Annotated in this window: 22 protein-coding genes; 7 read left to right on the top strand and 15 right to left on the bottom strand. The window is 55.9% G+C overall.

Annotated elements, in window-relative coordinates; genetic code table 11:
- Positions 1 to 63 precede the first annotated feature (63 nt).
- Positions 64 to 963 carry a LysR family transcriptional regulator gene (locus PanJK_RS07955; protein WP_008103540.1) on the top strand — a complete coding sequence of 300 codons (900 nt, stop codon included), beginning with the start codon at positions 64 to 66 and terminating at the stop codon, positions 961 to 963.
- A 191-nt stretch (positions 964 to 1,154) separates the two neighbouring features.
- Here PanJK_RS07955 and PanJK_RS07950 read toward each other — a convergent pair whose 3' ends face one another.
- From PanJK_RS07950 to pmbA, 11 genes are all read right to left on the bottom strand, one after another.
- Positions 1,155 to 3,065 (bottom strand): BglG family transcription antiterminator, encoded by a 1,911-nt coding sequence (locus PanJK_RS07950; protein WP_265298717.1) that lies wholly within the window; start codon positions 3,063 to 3,065, stop codon positions 1,155 to 1,157.
- A gap of 24 nt (positions 3,066 to 3,089) precedes the next feature.
- The gene (gene dagF, locus PanJK_RS07945) at positions 3,090 to 3,827 is read right to left on the bottom strand and encodes a 2-dehydro-3-deoxy-phosphogluconate aldolase (RefSeq protein ID WP_265298715.1); all 738 of its coding nucleotides are present in this window, start codon (positions 3,825 to 3,827) and stop codon (positions 3,090 to 3,092) included.
- The gene (locus PanJK_RS07940) at positions 3,824 to 4,945 is read right to left on the bottom strand and encodes a DgaE family pyridoxal phosphate-dependent ammonia lyase (protein ID WP_265298713.1); all 1,122 of its coding nucleotides are present in this window, start codon (positions 4,943 to 4,945) and stop codon (positions 3,824 to 3,826) included. The genes dagF and PanJK_RS07940 overlap by 4 nt, the downstream gene beginning before the upstream one ends.
- Positions 4,929 to 6,062: an amidohydrolase/deacetylase family metallohydrolase gene (locus PanJK_RS07935; RefSeq protein ID WP_265298710.1), complete on the bottom strand. Its 1,134-nt coding sequence runs from the start codon at positions 6,060 to 6,062 to the stop codon at positions 4,929 to 4,931. The genes PanJK_RS07940 and PanJK_RS07935 overlap by 17 nt, the downstream gene beginning before the upstream one ends.
- 47 nt (positions 6,063 to 6,109) lie before the next feature.
- The gene (locus PanJK_RS07930) at positions 6,110 to 6,757 is read right to left on the bottom strand and encodes a DUF4310 family protein (protein ID WP_008103548.1); all 648 of its coding nucleotides are present in this window, start codon (positions 6,755 to 6,757) and stop codon (positions 6,110 to 6,112) included.
- A 12-nt stretch (positions 6,758 to 6,769) separates the two neighbouring features.
- The gene (locus tag PanJK_RS07925) at positions 6,770 to 7,546 is read right to left on the bottom strand and encodes a DUF4311 domain-containing protein (RefSeq protein WP_007892190.1); all 777 of its coding nucleotides are present in this window, start codon (positions 7,544 to 7,546) and stop codon (positions 6,770 to 6,772) included.
- A 27-nt stretch (positions 7,547 to 7,573) separates the two neighbouring features.
- Positions 7,574 to 7,870, bottom strand: coding sequence for a DUF4312 family protein (locus PanJK_RS07920; protein WP_256697562.1), 297 nt, complete (start codon positions 7,868 to 7,870; stop codon positions 7,574 to 7,576).
- Positions 7,871 to 7,872: 2 nt separating this feature from the next.
- Positions 7,873 to 8,229, bottom strand: coding sequence for an SFCGS family glycine-rich protein (locus PanJK_RS07915; RefSeq protein WP_008103553.1), 357 nt, complete (start codon positions 8,227 to 8,229; stop codon positions 7,873 to 7,875).
- A gap of 17 nt (positions 8,230 to 8,246) precedes the next feature.
- Complete coding sequence (locus PanJK_RS07910) at positions 8,247 to 8,585, bottom strand: glycine dehydrogenase (RefSeq protein ID WP_008103555.1); 339 nt, start codon at positions 8,583 to 8,585, stop codon at positions 8,247 to 8,249.
- Positions 8,586 to 8,838: 253 nt separating this feature from the next.
- Positions 8,839 to 9,228 carry a cytochrome b562 gene (gene cybC / locus PanJK_RS07905; RefSeq protein ID WP_061720170.1) on the bottom strand — a complete coding sequence of 130 codons (390 nt, stop codon included), beginning with the start codon at positions 9,226 to 9,228 and terminating at the stop codon, positions 8,839 to 8,841.
- 73 nt (positions 9,229 to 9,301) lie between these two features.
- Positions 9,302 to 10,642: a metalloprotease PmbA gene (gene pmbA / locus PanJK_RS07900; protein ID WP_265298704.1), complete on the bottom strand. Its 1,341-nt coding sequence runs from the start codon at positions 10,640 to 10,642 to the stop codon at positions 9,302 to 9,304.
- A gap of 115 nt (positions 10,643 to 10,757) precedes the next feature.
- Between pmbA and yjgA the strand changes: the two genes are divergently transcribed.
- Positions 10,758 to 11,300 carry a ribosome biogenesis factor YjgA gene (gene yjgA, locus PanJK_RS07895; protein ID WP_154154971.1) on the top strand — a complete coding sequence of 181 codons (543 nt, stop codon included), beginning with the start codon at positions 10,758 to 10,760 and terminating at the stop codon, positions 11,298 to 11,300.
- A 126-nt stretch (positions 11,301 to 11,426) separates the two neighbouring features.
- On the opposite strand, the gene mpl is transcribed toward yjgA, so the two are convergent.
- Positions 11,427 to 12,782 carry a UDP-N-acetylmuramate:L-alanyl-gamma-D-glutamyl-meso-diaminopimelate ligase gene (mpl, locus tag PanJK_RS07890; RefSeq protein WP_265298699.1) on the bottom strand — a complete coding sequence of 452 codons (1,356 nt, stop codon included), beginning with the start codon at positions 12,780 to 12,782 and terminating at the stop codon, positions 11,427 to 11,429.
- 166 nt (positions 12,783 to 12,948) lie between these two features.
- On the opposite strand from mpl, the gene fbp reads away from it, so the two are divergent.
- Positions 12,949 to 13,956 (top strand): class 1 fructose-bisphosphatase, encoded by a 1,008-nt coding sequence (fbp, locus tag PanJK_RS07885; protein ID WP_008103565.1) that lies wholly within the window; start codon positions 12,949 to 12,951, stop codon positions 13,954 to 13,956.
- 26 nt (positions 13,957 to 13,982) lie between these two features.
- On the opposite strand, the gene PanJK_RS07880 is transcribed toward fbp, so the two are convergent.
- Complete coding sequence (locus PanJK_RS07880; protein ID WP_256697567.1) at positions 13,983 to 14,261, bottom strand: helix-turn-helix domain-containing protein; 279 nt, start codon at positions 14,259 to 14,261, stop codon at positions 13,983 to 13,985.
- Positions 14,262 to 14,352: 91 nt separating this feature from the next.
- Between PanJK_RS07880 and PanJK_RS07875 the strand changes: the two genes are divergently transcribed.
- Entirely contained in the window at positions 14,353 to 14,625 is a 273-nt protein-coding gene (locus PanJK_RS07875; protein WP_265298695.1) for a helix-turn-helix domain-containing protein, read from the top strand.
- Positions 14,626 to 14,728: 103 nt separating this feature from the next.
- Here the strand turns inward: PanJK_RS07875 and PanJK_RS07870 are convergent, their stop codons facing one another.
- Positions 14,729 to 16,291: a methyl-accepting chemotaxis protein gene (locus PanJK_RS07870; protein ID WP_265298693.1), complete on the bottom strand. Its 1,563-nt coding sequence runs from the start codon at positions 16,289 to 16,291 to the stop codon at positions 14,729 to 14,731.
- A 169-nt stretch (positions 16,292 to 16,460) separates the two neighbouring features.
- Between PanJK_RS07870 and PanJK_RS07865 the strand changes: the two genes are divergently transcribed.
- The 3 genes from PanJK_RS07865 to ppa all read left to right on the top strand — a co-directional run bounded on the left by PanJK_RS07865 (position 16,461) and on the right by ppa (position 18,025).
- Positions 16,461 to 16,874: a lysozyme inhibitor LprI family protein gene (locus PanJK_RS07865; RefSeq protein ID WP_265298691.1), complete on the top strand. Its 414-nt coding sequence runs from the start codon at positions 16,461 to 16,463 to the stop codon at positions 16,872 to 16,874.
- Positions 16,875 to 16,944: 70 nt separating this feature from the next.
- Complete coding sequence (locus PanJK_RS07860; RefSeq protein ID WP_008103576.1) at positions 16,945 to 17,394, top strand: DUF441 domain-containing protein; 450 nt, start codon at positions 16,945 to 16,947, stop codon at positions 17,392 to 17,394.
- A gap of 100 nt (positions 17,395 to 17,494) precedes the next feature.
- A complete protein-coding gene (gene ppa / locus PanJK_RS07855; RefSeq protein WP_007892166.1) occupies positions 17,495 to 18,025 on the top strand; it encodes an inorganic diphosphatase in 531 nt (176 codons plus the stop codon).
- Between the two features lie 52 nt (positions 18,026 to 18,077).
- On the opposite strand, the gene PanJK_RS07850 is transcribed toward ppa, so the two are convergent.
- Positions 18,078 to 18,431 (bottom strand): gamma-glutamylcyclotransferase, encoded by a 354-nt coding sequence (locus PanJK_RS07850; protein WP_101762883.1) that lies wholly within the window; start codon positions 18,429 to 18,431, stop codon positions 18,078 to 18,080.
- Between the last annotated feature and the right edge of the window lie 2 nt (positions 18,432 to 18,433).

The raw sequence follows: 18,433 nt of genomic DNA, 5'->3' as shown, positions 1-18,433 counted from the left end.
GACGCCGGATTGTAAGCCAGTTAATCTGCCTGGCATGTTCAAATTTACTGACAGAGAATCGGCATGGCAAAAGACCGCGCGTTAACCCTCGAAGCTTTACGTGTGATGGATGCTATTGACCGTCGTGGCAGCTTTGCCGCCGCGGCCGATGAACTGGGTCGCGTCCCTTCCGCGCTGAGTTACACCATGCAGAAGCTGGAAGAGGAGCTGGATGTGGTGCTGTTTGACCGCTCCGGCCACCGCACCAAGTTCACCAACGTGGGCCGTATGCTGCTGGAGCGTGGCCGCGTGCTGCTGGAAGCCGCCGATAAACTCACCACCGATGCCGAAGCGCTGGCGCGCGGTTGGGAAACGCATCTCACCATTGTTGCCGAGGCGCTGGTTCCTACCGAGCGTTTGTTCCCGCTGGTTGAGAAGCTGTCAGAAAAAGCCAATACGCAGATTTCGCTGATCACGGAAGTGTTAGCCGGTGCCTGGGAGCGGCTGGAACAGGGCCGTGCCGATATCGTGATTGCGCCCGATATGCACTTCCGCGCCTCCACCGAAATCAACACCCGCAAGCTGTACAGCATTATGAGCGTCTATGTTGCCAGCCCGGACCATCCAATTCATCAGGAAGCTGAGCCGCTATCAGAAGTGACACGCGTGAAGTATCGCGGCATCGCGGTGGCAGATACCGCGCGCGAGCGTCCGGTGCTGACGGTGCAGTTGCTGGATAAGCAGCAGCGTCTGACGGTAAGCAGCATGGATGATAAACGCCGCGCGCTGCTGGCCGGTTTGGGGGTGGCGACCATGCCTTATCCGATGGTGGAGCAGGATATCGCTGAAGGTCGTTTACGCGTGGTGAGCGCCGAGTATACGCGCGAAGTGGATATTATTATGGCGTGGCGCCGCGACAGTATGGGCGAAGCCAAAGCCTGGTGTTTGCGTGAGATTCCGAGGTTGTTGGCGAAGCGCGGGTAGATTGTGCACACGCAGTCCCCCACCTCGGTCCTCCCCCATAAATGGGGGAGGAAGATGCTGCCACATGTCAGTGATGAAGCTGCATTTGGGAGGAAGATGCTGCCATATGCCAGTGATGGAGCTGCATGTGGCAGCATCTCCTTCCCCCGCAAGCGGGGGAAGGCCGGGATGGGGGACAGCGCGCACAAACCCTACAACCGGCTCAAACAATCGATCGCCACCGCTTTAAAACTGACAAAATCCGCGCAATCGCGCAGCCGCGTCATCGCTCTTTCGCGCAGGAAGGTGACGAACAGATCGTAAATCGCCATCGCCTCTTCGTATTCACTCTTGCTGATCGCCAGCAGGAAAATCACCGACGCCGTTTCCTCGCCCCAGCTAACGCCGTGCGGCGCCAGCACCGTGTAGACCACGGTTTTCTGCGCCAGCAAGCCAAGTGAATGTGGCAGCGCGATGCCTTCGCCGAGCAGGGTGCTGACAATTGCTTCACGCTCCTCGACCGACGGATAAAAATCCGCATCGACAAAACCTTCGCTCTCCAACTGATCGCACAGCAGACGGAACAGATCCGACTGCGCCATCGGCTTATCCAGCACCATAAAGTGCTGCGCGTCGAAGTACTTCTCCAGCATGTAGGGGCGCGTGCGATCCACCAGCACCAGCTTGCCGAGCTGCTCCAGCTGGAACTCGGTTGGGAATGGCGACATCACCGCAATCGGCTTGTTCTTCTCACTCAATCGGGCGGTGGAGATGACAAAATCTTCATCAATATGCTCGCGCAGTTCATAGTCGCGCTGCGACAGCCGCGCCGTGACCACTAGCTGCGGATATTTGCGCAGCAGCAGCGCCTCAATCATGCGCAGCGTGGAGTTACCGCTGTCGCACACCAGCAGCACCTGCGGATGGCGTTGATAGCCAACGTCGTAATGCCTCTCTAACCCAACGCCGATGTGCAGCACCAGAAAGCCGATCTCGTTCTCACTGATGGTGTAAGGCGTGTATTTACCCCAGCTGGTAACAGCCGCCAGCGTCACATCGTAGGCCATTGGATAGTGCTGCTTGATGTTGCTTAACAGCGGATTGGGGATGTGAATTTGGTAGCGCACCCGCGTGATCATGGTTTTGATATGGGTGAGCAGATCGGCGCGCAGCTGTTCGTCGTGCTGCAGCCGATAGTTGTAATGGGTGTTGATGTAGTTCAGCAGGTAATCGACCAGCGCATCGGCGTCGTCGGCGTTAATGGTGCTGGGTGCCAGCGCCTGAATCTGGCGCGCGGCGATGTTGACCCGCAGCCAGTTCTCTTCCGCCTGTGAAATCGGTTTGCCGACCAGCGGACGCATCAGGTTGATCAGGTCGTGCGCCGCCTCGCGCACTTCATCGCCGACATCTTCCGCACCCGGATCGTTAAGCGGGAAACCTTCACTGATGCGCCGCACCGCCACTGCGCAATAGATTTGCAGATAGCGATCGCCCTCATCGCTGAGGCGAATGGCATGCTGGGCAAAGCACTGTTGCAGCAAAGGTTCAAGCTGGGCCAGAATGCCGCTGTGCAGCGCTTCCACCGTCAGCAGCGGGCTGTCCGGCGTTTCCTGGTCGATCTGCCACAGCAGGTCGGTTAAGCAGGTGCGGATCGCCGCCTCGCTGCCAAACAGCTTCATGCCGTAATGCGGTTTGGTTTCGATATTGAGGTGATAGCGGCCCAGCCATTCGCGAACGATCGCCATATCGCTTTGCAGCGTGGCGCGGCTGACAAACCACTCTTCCGACAGGTCTTCCAGCTTGATCGAATACGCCGCCGTCAGAAAACGCGTCAGTAGATAGCGCACGCGCTCCTGTGAGGTACGCGGCACGCGCAGCGGCGTGGCGCTCTCTTGCTGTAAGCGGCCAAAGCGCGCCGCATCGTCAATTTTGAGTTGATATCCCGCGCCGCGCGCCAGCACAAACTGCGCGCCGTGCTGCTCCAGCAGCGCGTTCAGCGCGGTGATATCGGTGCGCACCGTGCGCGTTGAAACGGAAAAGCGGCGTGCCAGCTCATCCTGCGGCAGCGTTTCATTTTGCAGCGCAGCGAAAAGCTGGGTCAGACGCTGATTGGGAAATCTCACGGAGCCTCACCTGTTACTCATTTGTTACAGCAGTTTCTTGCACGTTGCCAGAAGCTGACGCATATCGTCAATGCGCGTGTCGCCGCTTGCACTATCAATAATCGAACTGTAGACGTGCGGGATCACTTTGCTCACGCCTGCGTCGAGCGCAATACGTACAATCTCTTCGAAGTTATTGAGGTCGATGCCGCCGGTGGGTTCCAGCCAGAAGTCGTGACGCGCACAGGCTTCCGCCACCGCACGATACTCATTCACCGCCTTCAGGCCGCCCATCGGGAAGTATTTCACCGAGCTGCCGCCCATGTCCTGCAACATGGCGATGGCGCTGTCGATCGGTACAATCGCGTCGGCGTTCTTTGAGCTGCGCGGTCCGGTAGAGATTTTCACCCTGCCTGGCGTGCCGGTGGGTGAAATCAAACCATTCACCACGGTTTGGTTCTGGCCGAGCAGCGCACGGCTGGTCGCCACGCCGGTGAATACCTGATTGACGTGCTGCGGTTGCAGCACCGCCGAGATCTCACTCACCATCGCTGACTGGTTCGGATCGCCCGCGCCCAACCCCACCGACAGTGCATTGTCGATCAGCGCCGCATACTCGCGCATATCGGCAATGGCGTCTTCATTGCTGGCGTAGTTTTTTGACAACACACCCACCAGCACATGGCCTTCAGCCGCCTGCCAGATCGCTTTGGCGTTCTGTTTCGAACCCGCCAGCACGTTAAGGCACAGGCGATCCTGATAGAAATTCGGGTTCAGACTCATGCGCGTTTTCCTCCGCTGATCAACGCCTGAATAGCGCTAAAGATGATGTGCAGCTGATCGGCGCTGACGCTGCGCACATCGGCTTCGATAATGCCTTCGTTGGCTTTGTAGCCACGGAAATAGATGGCGATGTCGCCGGTTTTCAGCGCCTGCACCAGTTCGCCAGTCGGCCAGCCGGTGACCCCTTCATCAAACTTGATTTCGGCACGCGCAATATCGCGTCCCGCCGCATCCCACACCACGCGCGCGCTGACGCCGTTCAGCGTGTTGAGGTTGTCGATGAAAGGCGTCATGTTGGCCACCATCTCGGCGCCGGTGGTTTTTGGCTGCACCAGATAGTTTTCAATCGCCTGCGTCAGGCCAAGAATGCCCTCTTTGCCGACTTTCATCGCGCGGCCAATGCCGTTGCTTTGACGTTTCACCCACTCAACGTATTGCGTGCGACCAATTACTAAACCGCTGGTCGGCCCTTCAATCGCCTTGGCGCCGCTGTAAATCACCAGATCCGCGCCCATTTGGTAGTAACACTGCAAATCTTCTTCTGCTGCCGCATCGACGATCAATGGAATGCCGTGTTTGCGCGCCACAACCGCTGCCTGCTCCACGCTGAGATGGCTTTTCTGCACGCAGTGATGCGATTTGATGTACATCAGCGCCGCCGTGGTCGGCGTGATCGCCGCCGCCAGCTGCTCAGGCGAACATTCGTTGCTGTAACCGGCTTCGATCAAACGACCGCCACCCAGCGCTACCATGCTGCCCACCGGCGCGCCGAAGTTCACGTTATGTCCTTTCGGCACCACGATATCGTGCGGCACGCTAAGCGGCGCGGCGTGCAGGTTCTCCAGCAACCAGTCGTTATCTTTCACAATCACCGCCGCCACGCTCTGCGCAATGCCCGCCGAGGCGCACGACACCACCACCGCGCTTTCCACGTCCAGCAGTTTGGCGATGTAAGCGCCGGTCTTGTTGACCAGATCTTTCATCTCGAAGTAGTGATTCAGACCGTAGCTGACGGTATCCACCACTTCTGCGGACGGCGTAGAAACACCGAGAATGGTCATGCGGCCCGAGGCGTTGATGACCTGCTTCAGGTCATATTTTTCATAAATCGAAGACATGATTGGCTTTCCCTTCATCAGTCAGATGCCAGTGACCGGCGATAACCACGGCCTGCGGCAAAATGTGTTGCTGACCCAAAATCTGTTCGCCTTCAGCATCGACGAACGGGCGGGCTTCCTCTTTGACGGTAAAAATGGTCAGGTCGGCGTCATAACCGGCGGTTAAGCGCCCTTTGCCCGCCAGACGCAGGCCTGCAGCGGCATTAACGGTGACGCACTCGATGATTTGCGGCAGCGTCATGCCAATGCTGAAGAATTTCGACATCACGTGCGCCAGGCTATGTACCGGGCCATTGATGCGGTTACGGCAGTAAATGTCGGAGCTGATGGTGTCGGGCAGAATGCCCTGCGCGATCGCCTGACGCGCCACCTCAAAACTGAAGCTGGCGCCGCCGTGGCCGATATCCAGCTTCACGCCGCGTGCGATGGCATTTTTCACCGCCGCTTTCAGCTCGCCCTGCGGCGACAAGATACGATTCGGCTTGCCGTTAAAGCAGTGCGTAATGATGTCGCCGGAGGTCAGCAGATCGGCGATCTCTTCCAGCACCGGCGGGTTGTTGCCGATGTGCACCATCAGCGGCAAATTGCCGGCTGCCTGCTGAATCGCCTTGGCCCGCACCAGCGGCTGAATGCCGTTCTCGCCCACCACGCTGCTGCTCATGCGCGCTTTCAGGCCGACGATAAAGTCCGGACGGCGCTTCACCGCCTGCACCACCGCATCGCCAGCGATCTGCGCCATATCGGCCAGCTCGTTTTGCGTCACAATGCCGGTGCGCGAAATGTTGATCAGCGCGCGCACTTCGGTGGTAGCCGAACGCGTGAGCTGATAAAAGTCGTCGATGTCATCAGCGCCGGTGCTGCCGGCATCCACCACCGTGGTGACGCCTTGCGCCATGCCAATGGTGTCGGCGTCGTCGTGATAAATTGGGGATTTGGGATAACAGTGCACGTGGCTGTCAATCCAGCCAGCGCTCACGTAGTAACGTCCCGCAAGATCGCGCTCCTGCTGTGCCGGGCCGCTCACCTCGCCGACGGCGGCGATTTTGCCGTGCTGAATGGCAATATCCACCAGCTGTTCGTCGCACAAACGTGCGCAGCGCAAAATCAGATCAAACATGCTTACTCCTTACGTGTAGGGTCGCCATTCATGGCGACCGTCCAACATCAGAGAGAAATTGGGAACATCGCACCCAACACCATCGCGCCTAAAATCGCGCCGCCGGTGATCGGCTTATTCCACAGGTAAAACAGCAGCGCACCCACCAGCGAACCGAGACCAATCGGAATCGATGCAGCCATCGCCGACAAGATAATCAACGGTCCAAGGAAACGGCCCGATGCGTTACCCGCGCCCATCATTACGTCTGCGCCGTAGGTTGAGTCGCTCTGATTGATGGTGAACTTACGCGCCAGGATGATCAGATAACCAATCGCTAAACCCACCACCAAACCGGTGGCCAGCGATGCGGCGAAGTTAGCGACCGGGAACACGATGCCCGCACCGAGCAGCAGCGCAGGTACGCCAAGGCCGACGCCGGTCTGGATCGCGCCGCCGATATCGAGAATCCCCACCAGCGAACCTTCGATAATGCGCGCGAACAGGAAGCTGGCACCGAATGCCGCCACCGCGCCGTACACGCCGGTTTCCATACCGGAACGCAGCATCGAGACAAACGCCACTTCGTTAAAAGCACCAATGCCGTACAGGTAATACATGTGCGTACCGGCAAACACGCCGGACGAGAGCAGGCCAACAAAAATCGGGAAAGACCAGTCGGCGTACCAGAACCCTTTGTTTTCGGTTTCGTTCATGCTGATGGCTCCTTATTTGCCGCTGACGCTGTTGTGGATCATATCCAGCCAGCCCGGAATACCCAGCTGGAAGGATTGCAGCAGTTTCATGTCGAAACCGCGGAAGAAGCCGCTCAAAGCAAACAGCAGCACGATGGCGAACATCATCACTTTGGTGACTTTGTTCCAGCCGCTCTCTTCCACACCTTTACCGATCAGGATCCCCAGCACCAAACCCGGTACGGCGTTGCCCATGATCAGCTGCGCCAGGCCGCCGAAGATGGTGGCCCAGAAGCCGGATTTCTTACCGGCATCAATCGCTGCCAGCCAGAAGATCACTGGCATCACGGTGTTCACCAGCAGGTTCGCTGCCGGCACCAGCACTTTCACTGCGGTGACCTGCAAGGCCGCCGGAACGGCAGATGCGGTGCTGTTAAGGAAGGCCACCACAATCATGCCGATGATGCCGCAGGCAATCGCCATGCGTTTCGGATTGTGCAGCGTTTCTGCCACGTTGCGGTTTTTCACCATCAATGCCGCCGCGCCCCAGTTCGGCAAAATGCGGTGATCGACGTCCTGCGTGAAAGAACCCGCTGCAACGGATGATGCCCAGGCGTTAAAGAAGAAGCCGAGACCAAAGGAGAAGTGCGATGCGGGATCGCCTTCGCAGGAATTGAGTTCACCCAAGGTACGGAATGCGCCCATACCTTGCGTGGTCGGTGCGTGGAACATGCGCGCTGCGCCCGCTCCCACCCCGACGCCAACCAATCCACCAATGATTAACGACTTAAACAAAATGATTAAAAACATGTCGTCGTACCCTTGTTGTCATTTTTATTACGTCGCTATGAAGTCCACCTTGTCGGTGTCGATCACAGTGACGCTGACGGTAATGTCCAGCTCAACGCTGTAATTCCGTCGCTCACGCGCGAGGAAGAAGAACAAGAATTTTTCCTTGCGCACGCTCTCCTGCGCGCGCAGCACCCGCACATCCATGGGTTCAATGCGCAACAGAATCTTTTGGCTGGTGCGCAGCACTTGCTGCTGCACCTTGCTCAGCGCATCGGCAAAGGCTTTTGCTTTACTGTCGCCTTTGCCCTGCACCGTTACCTGCGTCTCGTATTGCTGTTTCATACTTAGCTGCCGTGTTTTTTAGTCCAGGCCTGCACCAGACGCTCACCCAGCTCTTCTTTATCCATAAAGCCGAAGCCCAGCACGGTGGCACCTTCATTGATGGCGGTCACGCCTTCGTCAATCGAACGCATGCCGTGCTTGGCTTTGTAGCCATATTTGTTCTGCGCGGTAATCGCACCGGCGCCGCCGCTGCCGCAGAAGGAGATGCCGAAGTCAGCGTTTTCCGCTTTCATTACGTCGCCCAACTTCATGTCGGCTGCCACGCCCGGCACCACCACCGCACGACCACCGGCTTTCTCGATGCCCGCAGCCACTTTCTGACCTTTACCCAGACGATCGCCAATCACTACAGTTACCATGTTGAATTCCTTAAAATTTAAGCTTCGTTTGCACGTGCAACTTCGATATGTACGGATAACAGCCAGGCTTCCTCTTTGGGCAGATTGCCAAACAGATCAACCACCTGCTGCGCCAGCGCCATGGTTTCCGGCGAGATATCTTCAAACAGCTCAGCTTCTACCTCCGGCAGCGCTTCGCCCGTCAGGGAGCGCGATGCCATCGCCCGGACATGCGAAGCCAGCATCTGCTGCTGCACGGCGTTGGCTTCGATGTGATGCGCGGCGTAGATCGCTGCAATTTGGCTTAACACCTTATCCGCCAGCGCCTGGATCGCTTCCGGCGTGCTCTGTTTCAGCGGGACAGCTTCACTCCTCACCTTGTTACTCCTGTTTACAGCGGACAATTACAGATAATTCGCGTTGAAAAGAAATTACGCTTTCCGCTGCAGGCTGTTGAGACGCATCTTTTCCACCTCAAAGTGGAAATCCCACGGGCGAGTGTGCGCCAGATCTCAGGACGCACGAAGTGTGCGAAACCGGTCACAAAATGCGAGAAATGATGGATTTACGTGGAGTAAAGCGGTGAGAAGGCAAGAAGGAATAAGGCCAGCCGCAGGGCTGGCCGGTTTATCAGCGGAATTTCTTATGGTTGGCGTTGCGAATATCTTCCAGTTTCTTCGCTTCAGCCTTGGCTTCGTCCAGCTTGTTGGCTTGCGCCAGCTGATCGACCACATCGATCTGGGCAATCAGCGAATCCAGACCGGCGTGATAATCCTTGATCTGCGCGCTATCGGCCGCCTGACCTTCCAGTTTTTCCGGCGTGGATTGTTTAGCATCCGTCGCCGCCTGACGCATTTTGCCCAGCGCGGTATGCATTTCCTGCGCGTCGGAGGTTTTCTTCACCACGCTCAGACCATCTTTAAGCGCATCCATATCTTTTTCTAAATCGGCCGCAAACACGCTAGCCGAGGAGAACAACAGCGATAACGACAACACTGCAATCACATGCTTATTACGCATTGGTATTTCCTTTTATTATTGTCGGGCCAAAAAAAAAGCAGCCTTGCGGGCTGCTTTCAGAAAGCGATGACTCTTATTGTCCGGCGATTTTCATCTCCGGCAGCAGCACCGAACCGCATTGTATATTGCTGCGGGTTTCAATGTCGTTACCGACGGTTACCATATTGAGCCACATATCCTTGAGGTTGCCAGCGATTGTGATCTCGCTCACAGGATATTGAATCTCACCGTTTTCCACCCAGAAACCGGATGCGCCGCGTGAATAGTCGCCGGTCATACCGTTGATGCTGGAGCCCATCATCTCGGTTACCACTAAACCGGTGCCCATCTGCTTCAGCATGCCGTCAAAGCTGTGGCCCTGACCGGCAATACGCCAGTTGTGGATGCCGCCCGCGTGGCCGGTGCTCTGCAAACCCAACTTGCGCGCCGAATAGCTGGTTAACAGCCAGTTCTGCAGCACGCCATCTTTGATGATGTCACGCGATTGGGTGCGCACGCCTTCGCTGTCGAATGGCGTGGATGCGAGGCCTTTCAGCAGGTGCGGATGCTCTTCGATGGTCAGCCACTCCGGCAGAATCTGCTTACCCAGCGAATCGAGCAGGAAGGTCGATTTGCGGTAGACGCTGCTGCCGCTGATCATGCCGACCAGATGACCAAACAAACCGGTCGCCACTTCCGGCGCGAAAATCACCGGCGCTTTCATGGTCGAGAGCTTGCGCGGCGCCAGACGTGCCAGCACGCGGCGGGCGCACTCGGCACCGACCCAATCGGCGCTTTTCAGATCGTCAAATGAGCGGCCAATGGTGTACGCGTAATCGCGTTCCATGTTGCCGTCCTGCTCGGCAATCACACAGCTGGAGAGCGAATGGCGGCTTGAGCAGTAGCTCTGCAACATGCCGTGGCTGTTGCCGAACACTTTGATGCCAACGTGGCTGTTGAAGCTGCCGCCTTCGGTATTGGTGATGCGCTTGTCAGCTTGTAATGAAGCCTGTTCCGCCTGAGCGGCCAGTTCGATAGCGCGATCGGCATCGATCTCCCACGGATGGTAGAGATCCAGATCCGGCGCTTCAAACGCCAGCAGCTCGGGATCGGCCGGTGCGCCGAACGGATCCACCGAGGTGTAGCGCGCGATGTCGATCGCCGCCTGCACGGTGCGTTTGATCGCATCCGGGCTGAGATCGGTGGAGGAGGCGCTGCCTTTACGGTTTTGATGGTAGACGGTGATGCCGAGCGCACCATCGCTGTTGAATTCGACGTTTTCCACTTCGCCATAGCGGGTACTGACGCCGATGCCGGTGGTTTTCGTGACCGCCACTTCAGCACCATCGGTGCTGGCTTTTGCCAGTTCCAACGCCTGCGCGACAGCCTGTTCCAACACTTTACGTTGTTCTGCAACCTGAGTAGATACGTTCATCGACCTGCCGTCTAATCTTAAGTATGAATTGTTTGAGTCTATCAGACTCAGAGAACAATTTCGCAGTCGCCCGATAAACTGGTAGGATTAGCCTCTTTTTTTTGGGAGCCAAGAGATGACAAAGCAGCCCGATGACTGGCTCGACGATGTGCCGGATAATAATGACGAAGAAGACGAAGAGATTATCTGGGTCAGCAAAAGCGAAATTAAACGCGATGCCGAAGAGCTGAAACGCCTTGGCGCCGAGTTAGTTGATCTGGGGAAAAATTCCCTCGACAAGATTCCACTCGACGAACAACTGCGCGACGCGATTGAACTGGCGCAGCGCATCAAGAAAGAAGGCCGCCGTCGTCAGCTGCAGCTGATTGGTAAAATGCTGCGTGCCCGCGATGAAGATCCGATTCGCCAGGCGCTGGATAAGCTGAAGAACCGTCACAACCAGCAGGTTGCGCTGTTCCATAAGCTGGAGATGTTGCGCGATCGTTTGATCGAGCAAGGTGATGACGCGGTCGCTGAGGTGTTTAACCTCTATCCGCACGCCGATCGTCAGCAACTGCGCAGCATGATCCGCAATGCGCAGAAAGAGAAAGCCACCAATAAGCCACCAAAATCTGCCCGCCAGATTTTCCAGTATCTGCGCGAGCTGGCAGAAGCTTAAGACCGCTGCGGTTTTCCCCTCATCCCAACCTTCTCCCGCAAGCGGGAGAAGGGGCCGACTGAGCACCGCCTAAACATTCCCTCTCCCGCATGCGGGAGAGGGCTAGGGTGAGGGGAAACCGCTAAATCACCGCCCTAACCGCTCCAGCAATTTCTGGTGAATACCACCAAACCCGCCGTTACTCATCACCAGAATCGAATCGCCTGGCTGGGCTTTCTTCGCCACCATTTCCACCAGCGTATCGATATCCGCGCTCCACTGCGCCGGCTGGATGCACGCCTCGGCCACATCGGAAACCTGCCACGGAATATGGTGCGGCTGGAACAGGAACACTTCATCGGCGCGACCCAGCGATGGTGCTAACTCGTTCTTGCTCACGCCCATCTTCATGGTATTTGAACGCGGTTCCAGCACCGCCAGAATGCGTGCCGTGCCGCCCACTTTGCTGCGCAGCGCCGCCAGCGTGGCGAGAATCGCCGTCGGATGGTGAGCAAAATCGTCGTACACCTTGATGGCGTTCACTTCACCACGCAGTTCGAGACGACGACGGGCATTAATGAAACTGCTCAGCGCTTCACCCGCATCCACCGGTTTCACCCCAACATGACGCGCCGCTGCAATCGCCATCAGGCCATTGTGCATGTTGTGCTCGCCCACCAGCGCCCAATTCACTTCGCCGACTTTCTCGCCGTCGAGCCAGATCTCCCAATGTGACGAGTCCGGCGTCAGCTTTTTCGCCTGCCAGTGACCGTTATCGCCGACGGTTTCCTGCTCGCTCCAGCAGCCCATCGCCATCACTTGCTTGATGTTGTTGTCGTGCTCCGGCAGCAGGATCTTGCCCTGGCCCGGCACGATGCGGATCAAGTGATGGAACTGCTTTTGGATAGCGCGCAGATCGTCAAAGATATCCGCGTGATCGAATTCGAGATTGTTGAGGATCAGCGTGCGCGGGCAGTAATGCACAAACTTGGAACGCTTGTCGAAGAACGCGCTGTCGTACTCATCCGCTTCGATGACGAAGAATGGACTTTTTCCTAATTTTGCCGAAACCTCGAAGTTTCCTGGCACACCACCGATGATAAAGCCCGGTTCCAGGCCGCAGGCCTCGAGAATCCACGCTGCCATGCCGGCTGTGGTGGTTTTGCCGTGGGTTCCCGCCACCGCCAGCACCCAACGATCGCGCAGCACGAAATCGTGCAACCATTGCGGGCCAGAGAGGTAAGGAATGTTGCGTTCCAGTACCGCTTCCACACAAGGATTGCCGCGCGTCATCGCGTTACCAATGATAACCAGATCCGGTTGCGGATCGAGCTGGCTGGCATCGTAACCTTCTGTCAATTCAATGCCTTGCTGCTCCAGCAACGTGCTCATCGGCGGATAGACATTGGCGTCTGAGCCGGTAACGTCATGTCCCAGCGAGCGTGCCAGCATCGCTAGTCCACCCATGAAAGTGCCACAAATCCCGAGGATGTGAATACGCATAAAGAGATCCATTACTCAAAAGTTCGGCGCACAGTGTAACGCCGAGTTGAGAGGGAAGAAACGGATTAGGACTATGGTTTTTAAAGTTCAATCGGCTAAACTGCGCTCATACGTTGGTAGCTTGTTACAGCTGCTGCCACTCCATCGTAGATGCAGGGAATGTGTTATGAAAACGTTAGGCGAATTCATCGTCGAGAAGCAACACGACTTTCCACACGCCACAGGTGAACTGACGGCGCTGATTTCTTCCATTAAGCTTGGCGCTAAAATTATCCACCGCGACATCAACAAAGCGGGTCTGGTGGATATTCTGGGTGCCAGCGGCGTGGAAAACGTGCAGGGTGAGCAGCAGATGAAGCTTGATCTGTTTGCCAACGAAAAGCTGAAAGCCGCCCTGAAAGCACGCGGCGTGGTGGCCGGTATCGCGTCGGAAGAAGAAGACGAGTTCGTCATCTTTGAAGGCTCCGAGAATGGCAAATACGTTGTATTAATGGATCCGCTGGACGGTTCTTCAAACATCGACGTTAACGTTTCCGTCGGCACCATTTTCTCTATCTACCATCGCATCAGCGAGCCGGGCACGCCAATCACCGAAGCCGACTTCATGCAGCCGGGTAACAAGCAGGTTGCGGCGGGCTACGTGGTGTACGGTTCTTCCACCATGATGGTTTACACCACCGGCGTGGGCGTGCATGCGTTTACTTACGATCCGTCGCTCGGCGTATTCTGCCTGAGCCACGAGCGCATGACCTTCCCGGAGAAGGGTTACACCTACTCGATCAACGAAGGTAACTACATTCGCTTCCCGCAGGGTGTGAAGAAATACCTGAAGTTCTGTCAGGAAGAAGATATCGCCACCAAGCGCCCGTATACCTCGCGCTACATTGGGTCACTGGTGGCCGATTTCCACCGTAACCTGCTAAAAGGCGGCATCTACCTTTACCCCAGCACCGCCAGCCATCCGAAAGGTAAGCTGCGTCTGCTGTACGAATGCAACCCAATGGCCTTCCTGGCGGAGCAAGCGGGCGGTAAAGCCAGCGATGGTGCTAATCGCATCCTCGACATCCAGCCAGAAACGCTGCATCAGCGCTGCCCGTTCTTCTGCGGCAACGACGCGATGGTGGGCGACGTTGAACGCTTCATCCGTGAATATCCGGACGACCATTCAGCGTAATTTTTTCCCGCTGTAGCAAGCCCGCCTTAGTGCGGGCTTTTTGTTTTCATATTTCTGATTTTTGCCTGGCGATCAATTAACGCGCCATCTTCCGCATAATAACGACTAGGCCAAATTTCTGCGGGCGAAATACCAATCGCATCGGCAATTAATAATTCCCCTTTTGGCCACGGCCGCACTAATGCATTGGCGAGCGTGGTTGAACATAATCCAGATTGCCGCGACACCGCCGCCATTGACGTTCCTTTCTTTCGCAGAGCAGCAATAATATCGGCAGGATGCCAGTCTTGTTTTGCATTATTCACGTAACTCTCCTTAGTCCGCTTATCTGTTCTATTTACGATACTACGTTACTCGTAGTATCTGACAAGCAGTAAATCTACGATTCTCGTAGCCATGAAATCGACCTCCTCTCTCCAGCTAACCTTCCAAAGACGCTTGAAACAAGCGCGTCTGGCTAAAGGTTTGTCGCAAAAAGGATTGGGGATTGCAGCGGGGATCGATGAGTTTGTTGCCAGCACGCGAATTAATCGTTACGAGAATGGAATTCATCAGGTTGATTTGGATACAGCCCAGCGATTGGCGGATGTATTAGAAATTCCCGCTGCCTATTTTTACGCGGAAGATGATGCACTCGCCGAAATCATTCGCACGCATAAAACTAATTAAATTCCAGCTTAATGATTCGCTGCATCTAAATACGTGCGGCGATAAATTAATTATTGGGTCGCTATTTATCGCGACCCAACTTATTTCACGCCTGTTAACTTTATTACGCCGCAGACACGCGGAATTGCGCCATCGAATCCTGCAACTGCTGCGACTGCGCTTCCAGCGATTGGGTTGCGGCGCTGGCTTCTTCGACTAACGCGGCGTTCTGCTGTGCAGCTTCATCCATCTGCGTTACCGCCTGATTCACCTGTTCGATACCACGACTCTGCTCTTCCGAGGCGATAGAGATCTCTTTCATCAACGTGGTGACACGCATCACTTCGCTGGAGATCTCATCCATGGTTTCACCGGCGCGCGTGGCCATATCGCTGCCCTCTTGCACCCGCGTCTGCGATTCCGCGATTAGCTCGCGGATCTCTTTGGCGGCGGTAGCGCTGCGTCCGGCCAGCGTGCGTACTTCATTAGCGACCACGGCGAAGCCGCGCCCTTGCTCACCGGCACGCGCGGCTTCGACCGCGGCGTTCAGCGCCAGAATGTTGGTCTGGAAAGCAATGCCATCAATCACGCTGAGAATGTCGCCGATGCGATTGGAGCTTTGAGTGATCTCCTGCATCTTCTCCATCACGTAGCCAACCACTTCGGCACCGCGATCGGCGCTGTCAGAGACATTGCTGGCAAGCTGATTGGCCTCTTTGGCATTGCTGGCATTGAGACGTACCGTCGCAGTAAGTTGCTCCATGCTGGCGGCAGTTTGCTCCAGCGAGGCGGCTGACTCTTCGGTACGCTGGGAAAGATGCACGGTGCCCGCCGCTAACTCGCGGCTGCCCACATCAATCTGCAAGCTGGCTTCGCGCACCTGACTGACCGAACTGCTGAGCGCCAGCTGCATATTCGCCAGCGCCTGATTGAGACGACCTAACTCATTCTTTCCGGCGGCTGGCAGCGGCTGTGATAAATCGCCCGCCGCAATTTGCTCCAGATGCAGAATTGCACCATCGAGTGGACGCAGCAGCAGACGACGCAGCAGTTGCCAGGCCAGCACAATCAGCAGCAAGGTCAGCGCCATGGAAACGCCAATCAGAATCTTCAGCTGCAGCTCATCATGCGCGGCCTGCGCCAGGCGCGCTGCCGAAACGTCATTGGCGTAGACGCTAAAATCATTCACTGCTTTCGAGTAATTGGCTGCCAGCGCCGACTGTTTGCCTTCCAGCACCTGATAATATTCATCGGTGTACTGCTTTTTCAGGGCATCAATCATCGGTGTGATGCCCTCTTTCTCGTACGCGTTATAGGTCGCGACGACAGCGTCAGCCAGGGTTTTGCCGTGAGCGGTGACCGTGCCGGCCTCCACAAAGGCCTGCAAATACTTATGAGAACTTTCTACTGCCGCCTGGGTTTGTTTGGTGACAACATCGCCGTCATCCAGTAAACCAATTTCAATTTTACGCACCGCCAATGCGGCGCTAGCACGCGCGCGCATCAGTTCGGAACGACTTTGATACAAGGCATTGAGCTCAATCCCCTGTATGCGGTTGAGCGCATCCAGTGATTGATTGCCTGCGTTGATGGCCGAGATGCCCATCGCGCTGACTGCCAGCAGCAGCAGCGTCATAAAAGCCAAAAGCGTGAGTAATGCTGTACGAATTGATAGCTGTTTGAACATGATTATCCCCGTTTGCAAGAAAAGGCAGAAATCCGCTGGCCCTAAAACGGAAAGATTATCGGCCGTTGATCGCAGAAACTTTATCCATTGTTGATGGTCAATTGGCTGACGATCACCCAGACTTCATTTTTACTGAACTCTGCCCCAGCAAAATTTAAGGAATGAAACGATGAAAAAATGGCTCCCGATGGCGTGTTTGTTGGTCAGTGGTTTTGCTGCAGCACAACAAAACCCTATCGATCAGCAGCTCGATCAGTGTCTGAAAGAGGAATCCAGCACCGCCGGTATGTCTCAATGCTACGGCACGGCCAATAAAGCCTGGGATAAAGAGATGAACGCGCAATACACCCAAGCGATGAAAAAATTAACCGGCGCGCCTAAAGACAAATTGCGCAACGCCCAGCGCGCGTGGCTGACTTATCGCGACAGCTGGCTGGATGCCAGCCGCAGCTATTTTGTTAGCAGTCAGGGCACGATGGCCGCGCTGTCGGTTGGTGCGCAGGGCGTGAGTCTGGTGCGCAATCAGGCGCTGATGTTGCAATCAATTAACAAAGGCAGTTGCGCCAACCCCGAGGATTGTTGATTAATGTAAGCGTTTAATACGCTTAGCGCTGGCATCGGCCAGCGCGCCCATTCATCTGCAGGGAGAAACCATGGCTGCTTATGCCTCCACCATCATTCTTGTTTGCCTCGCCGTCCTCAGCTATTTCGTTCATAACAGCGCCGTTACCATTTCGATTCTGATCCTGCTGGCGATTAAGCTCACTCCGCTGTCGCAATTCTTTCCCTATGTGGAAAAACAGGGCATTCAGATTGGCATCATCATCCTCACCGTTGCGGTGATGGCGCCGCTGGCCAGCGGCACGCTGCCTGCTTCTTCGCTGTTGAAATCGTTCGCCAACTGGCAATCGATTATCGCGATTGTGGTGGGCGTTTTTGTCGCCTGGCTGGGCGGGCGCGGCGTGAACTTTATGAGCGTGCAGCCGTCGGTGATTGGTGGGCTGTTGATTGGTACGGTGATTGGCGTGGCCTTCTTCCGTGGTGTGCCGGTCGGACCACTGATTGCTGCGGGGATCGTCTCGCTGTTTGTCACCGCGAAGTAGCGCCTTGGAGCATTCCGAAACGCCAAAAAGGGGGCATACTTTCAGAGTCAGTTGGCTATAATAGCCGTCACTCAACATATGACTAATGAAGGAAAGCCAGATGAGTTTGAACCAGGTGCCTGCAGGTAAAGAGTTGCCAGAAGATATCTACGTTGTCATTGAGATCCCGGCTAATGCCGATCCGATCAAATATGAAGTCGACAAAGAGTCTGGCGCCCTGTTTGTAGACCGTTTCATGTCTACCGCCATGTTCTATCCGTGCAACTACGGTTACATCAACCACACGCTGTCTCTGGATGGTGATCCGGTTGACGTGCTGGTGCCAACCCCGTATCCGCTGGTGCCGGGCTCAGTGATTCGCTGCCGTCCCGTTGGCGTGCTGAAAATGACCGACGAGTCTGGCGAAGATGCCAAACTGGTTGCGGTTCCGCACACCAAGCTGAGCAAAGAGTACGATCACATCAAAGATGTGAACGACCTGCCAGAACTGCTGAAAGCACAGATCACCCACTTCTTCGAGCACTACAAAGATCTGGAAAAAGGCAAATGGGTGAAGGTTGACGGCTGGGACAACGCAGAAGCGGCCAAAGCTGAAATCATCGCCTCTTACGAGCGCGCGCAGAAGAAATAAGCCTCTTTCTGCCATGCATAAAAAAACACCGTCCAATGGACGGTGTTTTTATTTATGCCTCTGTTTCGCCATCTCGCCTTAACCAGTCACCGCTCGCGATATGCGTGCGACCCGCGACTGAGCGCTGATAGACATACAGCCAGGCACTGCCGTAAGGCGTCTGAATAAGCTGGCGTTTGTATTCGCCATTTTTGGTGCGCAAGGCATCAAGTTCGCCGAGCGTGCTGGCGTCAATGCGATACACCTCGCAATAGACGCTGCCTTCTCCTTCCACCACGCCCGGATAGTGACCCAGATTGTAGAGATCAAACCCCACAATCTGATGGTCGCCGAGCCACTGCGCATTCGTCATCCAATGACTGTTTCCCTGTTTGCGCCGTAAACTGCCATAGACAATTATTCGCATTG

This window comes from Pantoea sp. JK (genome assembly GCF_026130245.1).
In the GTDB taxonomy this organism is placed as follows: domain Bacteria; phylum Pseudomonadota; class Gammaproteobacteria; order Enterobacterales; family Enterobacteriaceae; genus Pantoea; species Pantoea trifolii.
Note: the sequence above shows the minus strand (reverse complement) of the source record. Positions and strands in the feature narration are given on the sequence as shown.

Excerpts from the sequence above, each read along its gene's own strand:
- mpl (WP_265298699.1), bottom strand. The coding sequence starts at position 12,782 with ATGCGTATTCACATCCTCGGGATTTGTGGCACTTTCATGGGTGGACTA.
- yjgA (WP_154154971.1), top strand. The coding sequence starts at position 10,758 with ATGACAAAGCAGCCCGATGACTGGCTCGACGATGTGCCGGATAATAAT.
- PanJK_RS07915 (WP_008103553.1), bottom strand. The coding sequence starts at position 8,229 with ATGGTAACTGTAGTGATTGGCGATCGTCTGGGTAAAGGTCAGAAAGTG.
- PanJK_RS07925 (WP_007892190.1), bottom strand. The coding sequence starts at position 7,546 with ATGTTTTTAATCATTTTGTTTAAGTCGTTAATCATTGGTGGATTGGTT.
- fbp (WP_008103565.1), top strand. The coding sequence starts at position 12,949 with ATGAAAACGTTAGGCGAATTCATCGTCGAGAAGCAACACGACTTTCCA.
- PanJK_RS07865 (WP_265298691.1), top strand. The coding sequence starts at position 16,461 with ATGAAAAAATGGCTCCCGATGGCGTGTTTGTTGGTCAGTGGTTTTGCT.
- cybC (WP_061720170.1), bottom strand. The coding sequence starts at position 9,228 with ATGCGTAATAAGCATGTGATTGCAGTGTTGTCGTTATCGCTGTTGTTC.
- ppa (WP_007892166.1), top strand. The coding sequence starts at position 17,495 with ATGAGTTTGAACCAGGTGCCTGCAGGTAAAGAGTTGCCAGAAGATATC.
- PanJK_RS07870 (WP_265298693.1), bottom strand. The coding sequence starts at position 16,291 with ATGTTCAAACAGCTATCAATTCGTACAGCATTACTCACGCTTTTGGCT.
- dagF (WP_265298715.1), bottom strand. The coding sequence starts at position 3,827 with ATGAGTCTGAACCCGAATTTCTATCAGGATCGCCTGTGCCTTAACGTG.
- PanJK_RS07860 (WP_008103576.1), top strand. The coding sequence starts at position 16,945 with ATGGCTGCTTATGCCTCCACCATCATTCTTGTTTGCCTCGCCGTCCTC.
- PanJK_RS07935 (WP_265298710.1), bottom strand. The coding sequence starts at position 6,062 with ATGTTTGATCTGATTTTGCGCTGCGCACGTTTGTGCGACGAACAGCTG.
- pmbA (WP_265298704.1), bottom strand. The coding sequence starts at position 10,642 with ATGAACGTATCTACTCAGGTTGCAGAACAACGTAAAGTGTTGGAACAG.
- PanJK_RS07940 (WP_265298713.1), bottom strand. The coding sequence starts at position 4,945 with ATGTCTTCGATTTATGAAAAATATGACCTGAAGCAGGTCATCAACGCC.
- PanJK_RS07850 (WP_101762883.1), bottom strand. The coding sequence starts at position 18,431 with ATGCGAATAATTGTCTATGGCAGTTTACGGCGCAAACAGGGAAACAGT.
- PanJK_RS07930 (WP_008103548.1), bottom strand. The coding sequence starts at position 6,757 with ATGAACGAAACCGAAAACAAAGGGTTCTGGTACGCCGACTGGTCTTTC.
- PanJK_RS07955 (WP_008103540.1), top strand. The coding sequence starts at position 64 with ATGGCAAAAGACCGCGCGTTAACCCTCGAAGCTTTACGTGTGATGGAT.
- PanJK_RS07920 (WP_256697562.1), bottom strand. The coding sequence starts at position 7,870 with ATGAAACAGCAATACGAGACGCAGGTAACGGTGCAGGGCAAAGGCGAC.
- PanJK_RS07875 (WP_265298695.1), top strand. The coding sequence starts at position 14,353 with ATGAAATCGACCTCCTCTCTCCAGCTAACCTTCCAAAGACGCTTGAAA.